Source organism: Mycobacterium kiyosense (genome assembly GCA_021654635.1).
In the GTDB taxonomy this organism is placed as follows: Bacteria; Actinomycetota; Actinomycetes; order Mycobacteriales; family Mycobacteriaceae; genus Mycobacterium; species Mycobacterium kiyosense.
The window spans coordinates 4,042,834-4,058,657 of sequence record AP025179.1; the positions used below are offsets into that span (position 1 = coordinate 4,042,834).

The 15,824-nt window shown below is 68.8% G+C and carries 13 protein-coding genes and 1 pseudogene; 2 read left to right on the forward strand and 12 right to left on the reverse strand.

The features are described from left to right. Positions 1 to 31 precede the first annotated feature (31 nt). A pseudogene (locus L6444_RS18975) lies at positions 32 to 983 on the forward strand (class I SAM-dependent methyltransferase). Here the strand turns inward: L6444_RS18975 and L6444_RS18980 are convergent. From L6444_RS18980 to dxr, 12 genes are all read right to left on the reverse strand, one after another. Continuing rightward, positions 970 to 1,746 carry a 3-oxoacyl-ACP reductase gene (locus L6444_RS18980; RefSeq protein WP_236976539.1) on the reverse strand — a complete coding sequence of 259 codons (777 nt, stop codon included), beginning with the start codon at positions 1,744 to 1,746 and terminating at the stop codon, positions 970 to 972. The pseudogene L6444_RS18975 and the gene L6444_RS18980 sit on opposite strands and share 14 nt — an antisense overlap. Continuing rightward, complete coding sequence (locus tag L6444_RS18985) at positions 1,743 to 3,110, reverse strand: aldehyde dehydrogenase family protein (protein WP_236976541.1); 1,368 nt, start codon at positions 3,108 to 3,110, stop codon at positions 1,743 to 1,745. The genes L6444_RS18980 and L6444_RS18985 overlap by 4 nt, the downstream gene beginning before the upstream one ends. Further along, the gene (locus L6444_RS18990) at positions 3,107 to 4,009 is read right to left on the reverse strand and encodes a gamma-glutamyl-gamma-aminobutyrate hydrolase family protein (RefSeq protein ID WP_236976542.1); all 903 of its coding nucleotides are present in this window, start codon (positions 4,007 to 4,009) and stop codon (positions 3,107 to 3,109) included. Before L6444_RS18990 ends, L6444_RS18985 begins: the two co-directional genes overlap by 4 nt. Beyond that, entirely contained in the window at positions 3,990 to 5,339 is a 1,350-nt protein-coding gene (locus tag L6444_RS18995) for a glutamine synthetase family protein (RefSeq protein ID WP_236976543.1), read from the reverse strand. Before L6444_RS18995 ends, L6444_RS18990 begins: the two co-directional genes overlap by 20 nt. An 11-nt stretch (positions 5,340 to 5,350) precedes the next feature. Next, on the reverse strand, positions 5,351 to 5,893 hold the full coding sequence (locus tag L6444_RS19000; RefSeq protein WP_236976544.1) for an alpha/beta hydrolase: 543 nt from the start codon (positions 5,891 to 5,893) through the stop codon (positions 5,351 to 5,353). Between the two features lie 53 nt (positions 5,894 to 5,946). Then, the gene (gene map, locus L6444_RS19005; RefSeq protein ID WP_236976545.1) at positions 5,947 to 6,804 is read right to left on the reverse strand and encodes a type I methionyl aminopeptidase; all 858 of its coding nucleotides are present in this window, start codon (positions 6,802 to 6,804) and stop codon (positions 5,947 to 5,949) included. Positions 6,805 to 6,833: 29 nt separating this feature from the next. After that, positions 6,834 to 7,397 carry a DUF1707 SHOCT-like domain-containing protein gene (locus L6444_RS19010; protein WP_236984259.1) on the reverse strand — a complete coding sequence of 188 codons (564 nt, stop codon included), beginning with the start codon at positions 7,395 to 7,397 and terminating at the stop codon, positions 6,834 to 6,836. A gap of 57 nt (positions 7,398 to 7,454) precedes the next feature. Next, entirely contained in the window at positions 7,455 to 9,263 is a 1,809-nt protein-coding gene (locus tag L6444_RS19015) for a penicillin-binding transpeptidase domain-containing protein (protein WP_236976546.1), read from the reverse strand. A 161-nt stretch (positions 9,264 to 9,424) separates the two neighbouring features. Then, a complete protein-coding gene (locus tag L6444_RS19020; RefSeq protein ID WP_236976547.1) occupies positions 9,425 to 10,279 on the reverse strand; it encodes a GNAT family N-acetyltransferase in 855 nt (284 codons plus the stop codon). 61 nt (positions 10,280 to 10,340) lie between these two features. Beyond that, positions 10,341 to 11,513 carry a flavodoxin-dependent (E)-4-hydroxy-3-methylbut-2-enyl-diphosphate synthase gene (gene ispG, locus L6444_RS19025; protein WP_236976549.1) on the reverse strand — a complete coding sequence of 391 codons (1,173 nt, stop codon included), beginning with the start codon at positions 11,511 to 11,513 and terminating at the stop codon, positions 10,341 to 10,343. A gap of 21 nt (positions 11,514 to 11,534) precedes the next feature. Next, positions 11,535 to 12,746, reverse strand: coding sequence for a M50 family metallopeptidase (locus tag L6444_RS19030; protein WP_236976551.1), 1,212 nt, complete (start codon positions 12,744 to 12,746; stop codon positions 11,535 to 11,537). Beyond that, positions 12,746 to 13,951, reverse strand: a complete 1,206-nt coding sequence (gene dxr, locus L6444_RS19035) for a 1-deoxy-D-xylulose-5-phosphate reductoisomerase (protein ID WP_236976552.1) — start codon at positions 13,949 to 13,951, stop codon at positions 12,746 to 12,748. The genes L6444_RS19030 and dxr overlap by 1 nt, the downstream gene beginning before the upstream one ends. 76 nt (positions 13,952 to 14,027) lie before the next feature. Here dxr and L6444_RS19040 point away from each other — a divergent pair, with 76 nt between their 5' ends. Next, on the forward strand, positions 14,028 to 15,758 hold the full coding sequence (locus L6444_RS19040) for a cytochrome c biogenesis protein DipZ (RefSeq protein WP_236976553.1): 1,731 nt from the start codon (positions 14,028 to 14,030) through the stop codon (positions 15,756 to 15,758). The last annotated feature ends 66 nt before the right edge of the window (positions 15,759 to 15,824 follow it).

Sequence of the window (15,824 nt, forward strand, 5' to 3'; positions counted from 1 at the left end):
TGCCCATGACCGGTTCACGTAGGGTGCAGCCGTGGCGAGAACCGATGATGACACCTGGGAAATCACCGAAAGCGTCGGCGCGACGGCACTTGGCGTGGCCGCGGCGCGCGCGGCCGACACCGAAAGCGACGACCCGCTGATCGACGACCCGTACGCGCGGATCTTCCTCGACACCGTCGGCGACGGCGTGTTGGAACTGGTACGGCGCTCCCGAACTGCCCGCCGAGGTGGTCGAGGCCGAACCCGACATGCCGGCGCGGATGCGCGCACTGGTCGATTATTTCGCCACGCGGACAAAGTTTTTCGACACCAGCTTCGTCGAGGCCGCCGACGCGGGCATCCGTCAGGCGGTGATCCTGGCCGCGGGTCTGGACGCCCGGTCGTGGCGGTTGCCGTGGCCGGACGGCACCACGGTCTACGAGCTGGACCAGGACAAGGTGCTGGACTTCAAGGCCGCGACGCTGCTCGAGCACGGCGCGCAACCGCGGGCCAACCGGGTCGCCGTCGCGGTCGATCTGCGCCAGGACTGGCCTAAGGCGTTGCGGGACAGCGGATTTGATCCGTCATTGCCGAGCGCGTGGTCGGTCGAGGGGCTGTTGATGTATCTGCCGGCGGCGGCACAGGACCTGTTGTTCGAACGTATCCATTCCCTGGCCGCCCCCGGTAGCCGGCTGGCCGTGGAGGGTCTGGGCCCGCAGTTCGCCGACCCCGAAGGCCGGGCACAGCGCCGCGAGCGGATGGACCGGATCCGCGAGTTGCTGGCCCGTACCGATTCCAAGCTGGTGGTGCCCAGCACCGACGAGCTGTGGTACTTCGAAGAACGCGAGGACGTCGGCGACTGGTTGCGCCGCCACGGCTGGGAGGTGACGGCGACGCCGTCCGAGGAGCTGATGGTCCGCTATGGCCGCGCGCCGGTGCCGGGCCTGGACGGCGCCTCCCCGACGCACCTGTTCGTCTCCGCCCTGCGCACTACAGGGGGGTGACGTAGGCCGAGCTGATACCGCCGTCGACCAGGGACGTCGACGCGGTCACGAAGGAGGCGTCGTCGCTGGCGAGAAAGGCTACGGCGGCGGCGATTTCGTCGGGCTCGGCGAACCGGCCCAGCGGCACGTGGATCAACCGGCGGGCGGCCCGCTCGGGATCCTTGGCGAACAACTCAGCCAGCAGCGGTGTGTTCACCGGCCCGGGGCACAGCGCGTTGACCCGGATGCCCTGGCGGGCGAACTGCACCCCGAGTTCGCGCGACATCGCCAGCACCCCACCCTTGGAGGCGGTGTAGGAGATCTGCGAGGTCGCCGAACCCAGCACCGCGACAAAGGATGCCGTGTTGATGATCGAACCCTTGCCGGCCGGCACCATGTGCCGCAACGCCGCCCGGCAACACAGGTACACCGACTTCAAGTTCACGTCCTGGACGTGTTGCCATGCCGCCAGTTCGGTGTTCTCGATCACGTCGTCCTCGGGCGGCGAGATACCGGCGTTGTTGAAGGCGATGTCCAGCGAGCCGCAGGCGTGCGCCGCGGAGTCGAACAGTTTGTTCACCGAGTCTTCGTCGGAAACATCAACGGGCACATACAAACCGGAGAGCTGCTCGGCGACCGCGCCGCCCGCGTCGGCGTCGATGTCGCCGATCACCACCGTGGCGCCCTCGGCGTGCAGCCGACGCGCCGCGGCCAGGCCGATGCCGCTGGCACCGCCGGTGATGACGGCCACCCGGCCGGCCAGCCGCTGGGTCAGGTCGATCACTGCTCCTCCTTGATCGCGATGAAGACGTTCTTGGTCTCGGTGAAGTGCAGCGGCGCGTCCGGGCCGAGCTCGCGGCCCAGCCCGGACTGCTTGAACCCGCCGAACGGGGTGTTGAACCGCACCGAGGAGTGCGAATTCACCGACAGGTTGCCCGATTCCACTGCACGCGACACCCGCAGCGCACGGGACAGGTCGTCGGTCCAGATCGACCCGGACAGGCCGTACTCGGTGTCGTTGGCCAGCGTGATCGCATCGTGCTCGTCGTCGAAGGCCAGCACGGTGACCACCGGCCCGAATATCTCTTCGGTGACGCTGCGGTCGGTGCGCGCCGGGGTGAGAACCGTTGGCGGAAACCAGAATCCGGGACCCTCGGGAGCGGCGCCGCGGAAGGCGACCGGGGCGTCGTCGGGCACGTAGGAGGCGACCTTGTCGCGGTGCGCGCGGGAGACCAGCGGGCCCATTTCGGTGTCCCGGGACCCGGGATCGCCCACCGCGACCGCCTTGATGGCGGGTTCGAGCAACTCCATGAATCGGTCATAGACGCTGCGCTGCACCAGAATCCGGCTGCGGGCACAGCAGTCCTGGCCGGCGTTGTCGAACACCCCGGCCGGCGCGGTCGCCGCCGCACGCTCCAGATCGCAGTCGGCGAAGACGATGTTGGCGCTCTTGCCGCCCAGTTCCAGCGTCACCCGCTTGACGTGTGCCGCCGCCCCCGACATCACCCGCTTGCCGACGTCGGTGGACCCGGTGAACACCACCTTGCGCACTCCCGGGTGGGTCACGAAACGCTCCCCCACCACCGCGCCGCGGCCGGGCAGCACCTGCAGCAGGTCGGGTTCCAGGCCGGCCTCGGCGGCCAGCTCACCGAGGCGCAGCGTGGTCAGCGGTGTCCACTCGGCGGGTTTGACCAGCACCGCGTTGCCGGCGGCCAGTGCCGGCGCGATCCCCCAGGTCGCGATCACCATCGGGAAGTTCCAGGGCGTGATCACTCCGACCACGCCCAGCGGCTCGTGGAACGTGATGTCGATGCCGCCGGCCACCGGAATCTGCTTGCCGGACAACCGTTCCGGGCTGCCGGCGTAGAACTGCAGCACGTCGCGGACGTTGCCGGCCTCCCATTCCGCCGACGCGATGGGGTGCCCCGAGTTGGCCACCTCCAGCGCGGCCAGTTCGTCGACGTGGGCGTCGACGGCGGCCGCGAAAGCCCGCAGCCCGGCCGCGCGTTCGGCCGGGGCCAGTGCCGCCCAGCGCTGCTGCGCCGCCCGCGCGCGGGCCACCGCGTCGTCGACGGCGGCGACGTCGGCATGCTCGACGGTGCGCAGCACCTCCTCGGTGGCGGGGTTGATCAGCTCGGCGGCGGTCATCGGGCCGCGTACGATCTCGCGGCGTCGATCAAGGCGGTGAACAACCGCAAGTCGTCCAGCGACTGTTCTGGATGCCATTGCACCGCAACGGCGAACGCGTCGCCGGGCAACTCCACGGCCTCCACCACACCGTCGATGTCCCACGCCCCGACGACCAGCCCGTCGCCCACCTTGTCGATGGCCTGGTGGTGGTAGCACGGCACGTCGATGCCCTCGCCGATCAGCGCGGCCAGCCGGGTGCCCGCCACCGTGCGCACCGGCAGCCGGCTGAACACGCCGCCGCCGGCCCGGTGCCCGGAATGCCCGATGACCTCGGGCAGATGCTGGTGCAGGGTGCCGCCGAACGCGACGTTGAGCAGCTGCGCACCACGGCAGATGCCCAGTACCGGCAGGCCCCGGTCTAACGCCCCCCGCAGCAGCGCGAACTCCCAGGCGTCGCGATCGGTGCGCGGCTGGTCGGTGCTGGGGTGCGCCTCTTGGCTGTAGGCGGCCGGGTCCAGGTCGTAGCCACCGGTGATCACCAGGGCGTGCAAGCTGTCGAGCAGTCCCTCGACGGTGTCGGCGGCCACCGGCTGCGGGGGCAGCAGTACCGGGACGCCGCCGGCCAGCACCACGCCTTCGAAGTAGTCCGACGGCAGGTAGGCGGCGGGGACATCCCAAGTGCCGCTCTGGATCTGCTCCAGATACGTCGTCAGCCCCACGACCGGACGGCTCCGTGGCGATCGCAAGTGCGGCGCAGCCGGACGCAGCGGGTCGCCACCATCAGGCTCCCGTGGCGATCGCAAGTGCGGCGCAGCCGGACGCAGCGGGTCGCCACCATCAGGCTCCCGTGGCGATCGCAAGTGCGGCGCAGCCGGACGCAGCGGGTCGCCACCGGGGTCAGAGCCGTTCAAAACCACGCTTCCTCTCCCAATCGGTGACCGCCGCGTTGAACGCCGCCACTTCCACGCATGCGTTGTTCAGATAGTGGTCGACCACGTCGTCGCCGAAAGCGGACCGGGCCAGCTCAGATGCCCCGAAAATCCCGGCGGCCTCGCCCAGGGTGGCGGGTAGCCGCTCGACATCGGTTGCCTGGTAGGCATTCCCGGTGTAGGGCTCGCCGAGTTCCAGGCCCTGTTCGATACCGTACAGGCCGCCCGCGATCAGCGCCGCGACGGCCAGATACTGGTTGACGTCGCCGCCGGGGACCCGGCATTCGACCCGCATGCCGGGTCCGTGCCCGACCACCCGCAGCGCGCAGGTGCGGTTGTCCAGCCCCCAGGCCACCGCGGTAGGGGCGAAGCTGCCATCGGCGAATCGCTTGTAGGAGTTGATGTTCGGGGCGTAAAACAACGTCAGCTCACGCAGCGACGTCAGCAGGCCGGCGACGAAGTGGCGAAACAAGGCCGACATGCCGTGCGGCGCATCGGCTTCGGCGAATAGCGGACCTTGCGCGTCACGCAGCGACAGGTGGATGTGACAGCTGTTACCTTCGCGCTCATCGTATTTCGCCATGAACGTCAGGCTCTTGCCGTGCCGGTCGGCGATCTCCTTGGCGCCGTTCTTGTAAACCGCGTGGTTGTCGCAGGTGACCAGCGCCTCGTCGTAGCGGAAGCCGAGTTCCTGCTGGCCGTTGTTGCATTCGCCTTTGACGGCCTCCACGCGCAGACCAGCGCCCGCCATGCCCAGCCTGATGTCGCGCAGCAGCGGCTCCATGCGCGTCGATGCCAGGATCGCGTAGTCGATGTTGTAGTCGCTGGCCGGCGTCAGGCCGCGGTAGCCGTCCGCCCAGGCCTGCCGGTAGGACTGCTCGAACACGATGAACTCGAGTTCGGTGGCGACGTCGGCGACCAGACCCCGCCCGCTGAGCCGGTCGAGTTGGCGGCGCAACACCGCCCGCGGCGCGGCGGTGACGGGGCTCCCGTCGGCCCAGGACAGGTCGGCGATCACCAGCGCCGTCCCGGGCAACCACGGGACCAGCCGCAGCGTGGCCACGTCCGGGGTCATCACCATGTCGCCGTAGCCGGTTTCCCAACTCGACATGGCATAGCCGGGCACCGTGTTCATGTCGACGTCGACGGCCAGCAGGTAGCTGCAACATTCGGCGCCGTGACCGGCCACCTCGTCGACGAAGAAGCGACCCGCCACCCGCTTGCCCACCAGCCGGCCCTGCATGTCGGTGAACGCCACGATGACGGTGTCGATGTCACCGTCGGCGACCAGTGCCGCCAGTTCGGCCTCGGACAACATGTCGACGACCGCTACCAACCGCTAGTGCGCAGAATGATCTCGGTGGCCAGCTGCGCGGTCGACTCGGTGGCGTTGCGCCGGCCGAGCATGTCCACCACCCGGTAGTCGCCGAAGACCAGCCGCTGGCCGGCGCGGGCGGCGTCGCGCAGCGCCGGCGAACTCACCAGCACGGTGGTGGCGATCTCGACCGGCGGACAGTTCTCGTCGCCGGCCTTGGACAGCCGGGGATGGACGCGGTCGATGACGACCAGCCCCACGAAGCGGCCCAGTCTGGTCGCCGCGAGTTCCCAGGCCAGTTCGGCGCCGTCGCGGTCGCCGACCACCACCGCCCACGAGATGCCCAGCGAGTCCAGGATGCCGATCACCGATTTGGGCGTCAGTCTCGGGTCGGCGCCGATGACCACGGTGCGCAGTGACGCGTTGTGCAGCCGTTCGCAGACCGCGTCATACGCTGCCGGCGCGCGTTGTTCGGCGGCCAGTATCACCACGACCGTGCCGTTCTGCGGGCCGGCAACACCGACCGGGACGGCGAAACCGTCCAGGGTGGTCATCATCGGGGACACCCTCGCAAATTACCGGAAACCACCGCGGCCGGCAGCCCGGATAATCACGGCAGGGTGAGGATCTCGGCGCCGGTGTCGGTGACCAACAGGGTGTGCTCGAACTGCGCGGTCCACTTGCGGTCCTTGGTGACCACGGTCCAGCCGTCGTCCCAGATCTCGTAGTCCAGGCCGCCCAGGTTGATCATCGGCTCGATGGTGAACGTCATGCCCGGCTGGATCACCGTCTCGACGGCCGGCTGGTCGTAATGCAGGACCACCAGCCCATTGTGGAAGGTGGTGCCGATGCCGTGGCCGGTGAAGTCGCGAACCACGTTGTACCCGAACCGATTTGCGTAGGATTCGATGACCCGGCCGACCACCGACAACGCCCGGCCCGGCTTGACGGCCTTGATCGCCCGCATGGTCGCCTCGTGGGTGCGTTCGACGAGCAGCCGGTGCTCCTCGGAGACGTCGCCGGCCAGGAAGGTCGCGTTGGTGTCGCCGTGCACACCGTTGATGTACGCGGTGACGTCGATGTTGACGATGTCGCCGTCCTCGATCACCGTCGAGTCGGGAATGCCGTGGCAGATGACCTCGTTCAGCGACGTGCAGCACGACTTCGGGAAATGCTTGTAGCCCAGCGTCGACGGATACGCGCCGTTGTCGACCATGTACTCGTGCGCGATGCGGTCAAGCTGGTCGGTGGTGACGCCGGGGGCGACGGCCTTGCCGGCCTCCTGAAGTGCGCGGGCGGCGATCTGTCCGGCGACGCGCATCTTCTCGATCACCTCGGGCTCCTGCACCCACGGTTCGGTGCCCTCTTTGGCGGTGTCCTTGCCGACGTATTCCGGACGAGCGATCCACTTCGGCACCGGCAGCGTCGGGGACAGCACGCCGGGGGAAAGCGCGGTACGCGTGGGCATGACCGCCAGTCTAATCAGCGCGTCGGGTCTCAGAACAATTTGGGACGACGCAGCAACGCCCGCCGCGGACCGCGGATGATCACCGAACCGAACACCAACTGACCGGACAACACGACGTGCGGATTGCCTTCCGCCGGTGGGTCTTTACGCCGATCCACGGCGGTGCCCACATAGGCCTCGACGTTGTCGATGGAGGCGCTGGCACCCTCGGGCAACCGCAGATCCAGGTTGCCGAACTTCATGTCGATCTCGATGACGACGACGGGCCCGGCGAACCGGGCCTTGGTGAGGTCGAGGTCGATCGAGCCGAACCGTCGCACCAGCGACAGCCGGGTCGGCACCGTCCACTCGCCGTGCCGCTTGAGCGAGCCCGCCCAGCCGCGCAGCTCCACCCGGTCGGTGGCCGAGGTGACGACGGCACCCGGCCCGGGGAGGTCGCCGACCAGGCTGTCCAGTTCGTTACGGGTGCGCGCATAGGACACCTGCCGGGACCGCTGCTCGAACTCGTCGAGGTCGATCAGCCCGAGCGCCAGGGCGTTGTGCAGGCGGCGCATGGTGCCGTTGCGGTCGGCGTCGGACACCCGCAACGCCATGTCCCCGTCGGTCACGGCGTGCTCTGAAGTTCGGCGCCCACCCTCGCAAACTTACCGTCAAGCCAGGTAGCCAGCCGGTAGCGAGTCGAACATCACCTTGGTCATCCGGACCGCATACTCCGAGCTGCCGCCACCGACGATCAGCGCCGCGAACGCCAGGTCGCCGCGGTACCCGGCGAACCAGGAGTGCGATCCGCCCGGGAACTCGGCCTCACCGGTCTTGCCGTAGACCTCGCCGCAGCCGGCGATCTCCTTGGCGGTGCCATTGGTGACCACCAGCCGCATCATCGGCCGCAGCGCCTCGACCATTTTCGGGGTGATCGGGGTGTTGTCGCCGTTCACCGTCGTCGGACGACCGGCGATCAGCTGCGGCACCGGGGTCTTGCCGGCGGCGACCGTGGCGGCCACCAGGGCCATGCCGAACGGGCTGGCCAGCACCCGGCCCTGGCCGAAACCGTCCTCGGTGCGCTCGGTCAGATCCACCGTGGGCGGCACCGAGCCGGTCACCGTGGTGATCCCCTCCACCTGGTAGTCCAGCCCGATGCCGTAGCGGCTGGCGGCCTGGGTCAGCCCGCGTGGCGGCAGCTTGCTGCTCAGCTCGGCGAACGTGGTGTTGCAGGAACTGGCGAACGCCCGCGACAGCGGCACCACGCCGAGGTCGAAGCCGCCGTAGTTCGGAATCGTGCGGTGGCCGATGTCCAGGTGACCGGGGCAGCCCATCATGGTGTTCGGGGTGGCCATGTCGCGGTCGACGGCTGCGCCGGCAGTGATCATCTTGAACGTCGATCCCGGCGGGTAGAGGCCGGTCGTGGCCAGCAGCCCCTCGGCGTTGGCGCCGCCGTTCTGCGCGATCGCCAGGATCTCCCCGGTCGATGGCTTGATCACCACCAGCATCGCCTTGCCGCCGCGGGTGTCCACCGCGTGTTGGGCGGCGTTCTGCACGGCCCGGTCCAGCGTGATGGACACCGAGGGCGCCGGCGCGCCTTCGACCTCGTGCAACACCGCGACGTCGACGCCGTTCTGGTTGGTGCTGACGATGCGCCAGCCGGCCTGACCGTCGAGCTGGTCGACCACCGCCTTCTTCACTTCGGCCATCACCGCGGGCGCGAAGTGCGGATCGGTGGGTAGCAGTTCGGGTCGCGGCGTCACGACGACACCGGGCAACGTGCCGATCGCCGGGAACACCCGGTTGTTGTCGTCGGGCAGCAGCGTGACCAGGTCCACGGGCTGGGTACCGGAGCTGGCCGTTTCGGCGAGCAGCTGCGGGTCGTTGAGCTGGTCGTTGAACGGGTGCAGGGCGTCGATCACCGCGTGCGCGGTGTTGATCAGCTCGGGTCCGGCCTGGGTGGCGTCCAGCGAGTAGTTGTACAGGTAGCCGGGTGCCAACACGTCGCTGCCGCCGAGCTCGTTGACCGAGGCGCGCCGCGGCTGCTCGGCGCGCAGCGCGAAGGTCTGGTGCTCGCCGAGCTTGGGGTGCAGCCCGTTGGGAGTCCAGCGGACCTGCCAGCGTCCCTCGTCGCGGGCCATCTTCAGTTGCCCGTCATAGGTCCAGGTGCGGTTCTTGGGCAGATGCCAGGTGAACCGGTAGGTGACGGTACCGGTGTCCTCGGCGTACTTCGCGCTGAGCACCTGAGCGTCCAGGTGGCTGGCCTGCAGGCCGGCCCACGCCGCGTTCAGCGCTTCGCGGGCCTCGTTGGGGTTGTTGCTGAGCTGCGCGGCGGTCGCGGTGTCGCCGACCGACAGCGCGGCCAGGAACTTCTGTGCCGCCGGACTCGGCCCCTCGGGCTTGGGTGTGCAGCCGGGCAGCACCACCAGCGCGACGAGCAGGCATGTGACAACTGGGGCTAATGTTGCTCTAGTGACCATCGATGCTGATGTTAAGAACTTCAGCCGTGACATCGGTGCCGACACACCGAGACCGAACCGTTATGCCTGTGCGCCTCGCCGCGCGGGCCACTTGGTTGCCGAATTCCGCCCCGGATTTCACGGTGTGGTCGCACTCGCGGGCTGGAAGGCCAAGCGAAGCCTCAGTCCAGCAGGACCGTCGCGAAGGTGCCGACCTCTTTGAACCCGATCCGCGCGTAGGCCGCCCGGGCCACGGTGTTGAAACTGTTCACGTAGAGGCTGGCGATGCGCCCGCTGCCGACGATCACCGCGGCCAGCGTCGCGGTGCCCGCGGTGCCCAGCCCCAGCCCACGTCGCTCAGGATGCACCCAGACGCCCTGGATCTGACCGACCGACGGAGACTGCGAGCCCACCTCGGCCTTGAAGACCACCTGCCCCTGCTCGAAGCGGGCCCACGCCCGCCCCGCCGCGATCAGGCTGGCCACCCGGCGACGGTAGCCACGACCGCCGTCACCGAGCCGGGGATCAACCCCGACCTCGCCGATGAACATGTCGACGGCGGCGACCAGATAGGCATCCAGCTCCTCGGGCCGCACCTGCCGCACCTCGGTGTCCAGCGTGCAGTTCGGGTGGCTGTTGATCGCCATCAGCGGCTGGTTGTCGCGCACGTCGCGCGCGGGACCCCAGGCGGATTCGAGCCGCTGCCACATCGGCAGCACCAGGTCGGCCCGGCCGAACAGCGACGAGCAGCGGCGCGCCGTGCTCTTGGCCTCGTCGGCGAACGCGTTCAGGTCGATCAGGTTGCCCCGCAACGGGATCAGGTTCGCCCCGGCGAAGCACAGCGACTCGTCCACGCCGCCGCGGGTCCACAGTTCTCCGCCGATCGCATTCGGCTCGACGCCGTAATCCGCGACCCGTGCGGCCACCATGCAGGACTCGACCGGATTCTCGTTCAGCACCCGCCAGACCGCGGCGGCGTCGCGCACCACGGACACCCGTCTCTCGCCAACCAGGCGCAAGATGGGCGGAGCCGACATCTCATAACTCTCTGTGGTGCGAACCCGTATTGCGATCGAGGGCCGGTGAGTCAGGCCCTCATCAGCTTACGGTCACAATAGGCGAACCGCTCGCTGCCGTCCCCGGATCTTTTTCCGATTCGTCAACCATTTGCTCGGCCAGGCGCATCGCTTCCTCGATCAGCGTCTCGACGATCTGCGACTCGGGCACCGTCTTGATCACCTCGCCCTTGACGAAAATCTGCCCCTTGCCGTTGCCGGACGCCACGCCCAGGTCGGCTTCGCGGGCCTCCCCGGGTCCGTTGACCACGCACCCCATTACCGCCACCCGCAGCGGCACGTCCAGGCCGTCAAGTCCGGCGCTCACCTCGTTGGCCAGCGTGTACACGTCGACCTGGGCGCGTCCGCAGGACGGGCAGGACACGATTTCCAGCCCGCGGGGCCGCAGGTTGAGCGACTCCAGGATCTGGGTGCCGACCTTGACTTCCTCGACCGGTGGAGCCGACAGCGACACCCGGATGGTGTCGCCGATCCCCCGCGACAACAACGCGCCGAACGCGACGGCCGACTTGATGGTGCCCTGGAAGGCCGGACCTGCCTCGGTGACGCCCAGGTGCAGCGGGTAGTCGCACTGGGCGGCCAGCTGCTCGTAGGCGGCGACCATGACCACCGGGTCGTTGTGCTTGACGCTGATCTTGATGTTGCCGAAGCCGTGCTCCTCGAACAGCGAGGCTTCCCACAACGCCGACTCGACCAGCGCTTCGGGGGTGGCTTTGCCGTACTTCTCCATGAACCGCTTGTCCAGGGATCCGGCGTTGACGCCGATCCGGATCGGGATGCCCGCCGCGCCGGCGGCTTTGGCGACTTCGCCGACCCGCCCGTCGAACTCCTTGATGTTTCCCGGATTCACCCGCACGGCCGCGCAGCCGGCGTCGATGGCCGCGAAGATGTACTTCGGCTGGAAGTGGATGTCGGCGATCACCGGGATCTGGCTGTGCTTGGCGATCTCGGCCAGTGCGTCGGCGTCCTCCTGGCGCGGGCAGGCGACCCGGACGATGTCGCAACCGGCCGCGGTCAGCTCGGCGATCTGCTGCAGGGTGCTGTTGACGTCGTGCGTCTTGGTGGTGCACATCGACTGCACCGCAATCGGATAATCACTACCCACCCCGACGTCGCGCACCATCAACTGACGCGTTTTCCGCCGGGGGGCCAGCGTGGGCGCCGGGGGTGCCGGCATTCCCAGGCCAATGGACACGTTGAACTTCGCCTTCTCTCGTTACTGGAAGATGCGGATCGGGTTGACCACGTCGGCGGTGACGGTCAGCAGCATGTAGCCCACCACGAAGAGCAGCACCACGTACGTGGCCGGCATCAGCTTGTAGTAGTCCACCGGGGCGGCGGCCACCTTGCCCCGCGCCGACCGGATCGAGTTGCGGATCTTCTCGTACACCGCGACCGCGATGTGGCCGCCGTCGAACGGCAACAGCGGCAGCAGGTTGATCGCGCCCAGCACCAGGTTCAGCTGGGCCAAAAAGAACCAGAATGCCACCCACAAGCCGTGGTTGACGGTGTCGCCGCCGACGATGCTGGCACCGACCACGCTCATCGGGGTGTCCTTGTCGCGCTCGCCGCCGCCGATCGCGTTGACCAGAGCGCCGACCTTGGTGGGAATCGCAGCCAGCGACTTGCCGACCTCGACGGTCAGCTCGCCGGCGAAGACGACGGTGCCGGGTATCGCGGTCAGCACGTTGTAGCGGGTGGGCTCGTTGCGGGGCGGGCCCACCCCGATGGCACCGACGGTGGCCAGGTGGTCCTTGTCCTTCGCGGTGGGGTCGTAGCGCTGGGTTTGCTGGATCGTCACGTTGGTGGTGACCTGACGGCCGTCCCGTTCGACGACGACGGGCACCGTGCCGTGCAGGGTGCGCACCGCTGCGGCCAGCTGCGCGAAGGTGGACACCGGGGTGTCACCGACCTTGACCACCACGTCGCCGGGCCGGATCCCGGCCAGCGCCGCGGGCCCCTGGCCCTCGCACGGACCCTGCTTGTTCTTGTCGATATCGGCTGCCACACAACCGGTTACACCGACGATCGCCTTGTCGGACGGGTGCAGGTTGGGCAGTCCCCAGATCACCGCGATGACATACATCAGCACCAGGCAGATGACGAAGTTCATGCCGGGACCGGCGAACAGCACCGCCACCCGCTTCCATGTCTTCTGCTTGAACATGGCGCGGTCCTGCTCGTCGGGCGCGAGGTCCTCGGCGGGGGTCATGCCGGCGATGTCGCAGAACCCGCCGGCGGGGATGCCCTTGATGCCGTACTCGGTCTCGCCGCGCCGGGTGGACCACAGGGTGGGGCCGAAGCCGACGAAGTAGCGGCGCACTTTCATGCCGGTGGCGCGGGCGGCCCACATGTGGCCGCACTCGTGCAGGGCGACCGAGATGAGGATGGCCAGTGCGAACAGCACTATGCCGATAACGAACATCATCAGCCTGTTACGACCTTTCTCACGCCGGCTGCCTCGATCGCATGTTGCGCTCGCTCACGGGCCCAGCGCTGGGCATCGAGTACGTCATCCACGGTAGCCGGTGGGTGGCCCAATTGCGGGGCCCATTGATCTGCGGCGTGCAGCACGTCGGCGATGGTGGCGACGATCCCGGGGAACGAGAGCCGCCCGGCCAGGAACGCGGCCGCGGCTTCCTCGTTGGCGGCGTTGTAGACCGCGGTCATGCACCCGCCGGTCTCACCGGCGTGGCGGGCCAGCTCGACAGCCGGGAAGACCTCGCTATCCAGTGGCTCGAATTCCCAGGTCGAGGCGGTGGCGAAGTCGCAGCAGGCGGCCGCGCCGGGCACCCGGTGCGGCCAGCCCAGCGCCAGCGAGATGGGTAGCTTCATATCAGGGGGGCTGGCCTGGGCAATGGTCGACCCGTCGGTGAAGGTGACCATCGAATGAACAATCGACTGCGGATGCACAACGACGTCGATGCGGTCGTAGGGGACGCCGAACAGCAGGTGCGTCTCGATCAGTTCCAGGCCCTTGTTGACCAGTGACGCGGAGTTCAGCGTGTTCATCGGGCCCATCGACCAGGTGGGGTGGGCGCCGGCCTGTTCGGGGGTCACGTCCTGCAGGTCGGCGGCCGACCACCCGCGGAACGGCCCGCCGGAGGCGGTGAGCACCAGCCTGGCGACTTCGTTGGGGGTGCCGCCGCGCAGGCACTGGGCCAGCGCGGAGTGCTCGGAGTCGACCGGCACGATCTGGCCGGGTCGCGCCGCGGCCAGCACCAGTGGCCCGCCGGCGACCAGGGATTCCTTGTTGGCCAGCGCCAGCCGGGCCCCGGTTTCCAGCGCGGCCAGGGTGGGACGCAGGCCCAGCGCTCCGACCAGCGCGTTGAGCACGACGTCGGCGTCGGTCTCCTGCACCAGCCGGGTGACGGCGTCGGGACCCTGGAACCGGATGTCGCCGGCCCGCTGCGCGGCGGCTATGTCGGCGACTGCGATGTTGCTCACCCCGGTCTCGGCGCGCTGGCGCAGCAGCGTGTCCAGGTTGCCGCCGCCGGCCGCCAGCCCGACGATTTCGAAGCGATCCGGATTGGCGGCGATCACCTCCAGCGCCTGGGTGCCGATCGACCCGGTGCTGCCCAGCACCAACACCCGCACCCGGCCCGCAGCGGACCCGCCACCGGAAAATGTCACCCGTCCATTGTGCCGCCTGGGTACGTCAGTGCCCGCATGAACCAAACCGGACCCGGCATCGTGACGAATATCTGACATGTGGACTCTTGCGCTGGTCGGCTTCCTCGGCGGCGTGGTCACCGGAATATCGCCATGCATCCTGCCGGTGCTGCCGGTGATCCTGCTCTCCGGCGCGAACCGAACCGTCGCCGAACCCGAATCGGGAAGCGGCGTCACGGTGACCACCCGGCCGACCCGGTCGGAAACGCTGCGCCCCTATCGGGTGATCGGCGGTCTGGTGCTCAGCTTCAGCGTGGTCACCCTGATCGGCTCGGCGCTGCTGTCGGCGCTGCACCTGCCGCAGGACGCGATCCGCTGGGTCGCGCTGGCCGCGCTGGTGGCGATCGGCCTCGGACTGATCTTCCCGCGGTTCGAACAGGTGCTGGAGAAGCCGTTCGCCCGCCTGCCGCAGCGCCAGATCTCCTTGCGGGGCAACGGCTTCGGTCTGGGCCTGGCGCTGGGGGTGCTCTACGTCCCGTGCGCGGGGCCGGTGCTGGCCGCGATCGTGGTGGCCGGCGCGACCGCACACATCGGCGCCCCGACCGTGGTGCTCACCGCCGCGTTCGCGCTCGGCAACGCGCTGCCGTTGCTGTTCTTCGCGCTGGCCGGTCAGCGGATCGCCCAGCGGGTGAACGCGTTTCGGCGGCGTCAGCGCGAAATCCGGGTGGTCGCCGGCATCGTGGCGCTGCTGCTGGCGGTGGCGCTGGTGTTCGACCTACCGGCCGCGCTGCAGCGGGCCATTCCCGACTACACCGGCTCGCTGCAACGCAGCGTCGGCGACTCGACCGCACTGCGGGACGGCCTCGGGCATCGACCGAGGGATCCCAACGCCCGACTGTCCGGCTGCAGCAATGTCGACACCCGACTGCAGGACTGCGGGCCCGCACCTGATCTCAAGGGGATCACCGGGTGGCTGAACACACCCGGCGGTGCACCCGTGACGCTGAGTTCGTTGCGCGGCAAGGTGGTGCTCGTCGACTTCTGGGCGTACTCGTGCATCAACTGCCAGCGGGCCATCCCGCACGTCGTCGGCTGGTATGAGGCCTACCGGGACGACGGCCTGGTGGTCATCGGGGTGCACACACCGGAATACGCGTTCGAGAAGGTGCCGCAGAACGTCGCCAAGGGTGCCGCGGACCTGGGCATCAAATACCCGGTCGCGCTGGACAACAGCTTCTCGACCTGGACGAACTATCAGAACATGTACTGGCCGGCCGAGTACCTGATCGACGCCGACGGCACGGTCCGGCACGTCAAGTTCGGCGAGGGCGAGTACGACGTCACCGAACGGCTGATCCGGCAACTCCTGGCCGATGCCAAACCGGGCGTCGCCCTGCCGCCGCCGGTGGACGCGCCCGACCTCACCCCGACCGGCCTGCTGACGTCCGAGACCTACTTCGCCGTCGGCAAAGCGGACAACTACGGCGGCGGCGGGCACTACGACGAGGGGTCGGCGACCTTCGAGTATCCGCCGACCCTGGCGCCGGACCGCTTCGCGTTGCGCGGCCGCTGGACGCTGGACCACCAGGGCGCCACCGCCGACGGCGACGACTCGGCCATCAAGCTGAACTACCACGCCAAGAACGTCTTCGTCGTCGTCGGCGGCACCGGCACCCTCACCGTGACCCGCGACGGGACATCCACGACGATGCCGGTGAGCGGGCCCCCGAACAACCGCCAGATCGTCGCCGACGACCAGCAGACGTCGGCCACCGTCGAGGTGCGGCCCAGCAAGGGACTGCAGGTCTTCTCCTTCACTTTCGGCTGAATTGCCGTCCGGCACCCGGCCCGCTCCGAATCACTGACGGGATGTCAGCGGGGTGGCACCAGCCAT

Bases quoted from the DNA above. Each gene is read 5' to 3' on its own strand.
- L6444_RS18985 (WP_236976541.1), bottom strand. From the start codon at position 3,110: ATGACCGCCGCCGAGCTGATCAACCCCGCCACCGAGGAGGTGCTGCGC.
- L6444_RS18995 (WP_236976543.1), bottom strand. From the start codon at position 5,339: ATGTTGTCCGAGGCCGAACTGGCGGCACTGGTCGCCGACGGTGACATC.
- L6444_RS19000 (WP_236976544.1), bottom strand. From the start codon at position 5,893: ATGATGACCACCCTGGACGGTTTCGCCGTCCCGGTCGGTGTTGCCGGC.
- map (WP_236976545.1), bottom strand. From the start codon at position 6,804: ATGCCCACGCGTACCGCGCTTTCCCCCGGCGTGCTGTCCCCGACGCTG.
- L6444_RS19010 (WP_236984259.1), bottom strand. From the start codon at position 7,397: ATGGCGTTGCGGGTGTCCGACGCCGACCGCAACGGCACCATGCGCCGC.
- L6444_RS19015 (WP_236976546.1), bottom strand. From the start codon at position 9,263: ATGGTCACTAGAGCAACATTAGCCCCAGTTGTCACATGCCTGCTCGTC.
- L6444_RS19020 (WP_236976547.1), bottom strand. From the start codon at position 10,279: ATGTCGGCTCCGCCCATCTTGCGCCTGGTTGGCGAGAGACGGGTGTCC.
- L6444_RS19030 (WP_236976551.1), bottom strand. From the start codon at position 12,746: ATGATGTTCGTTATCGGCATAGTGCTGTTCGCACTGGCCATCCTCATC.
- L6444_RS19040 (WP_236976553.1), top strand. From the start codon at position 14,028: ATGTGGACTCTTGCGCTGGTCGGCTTCCTCGGCGGCGTGGTCACCGGA.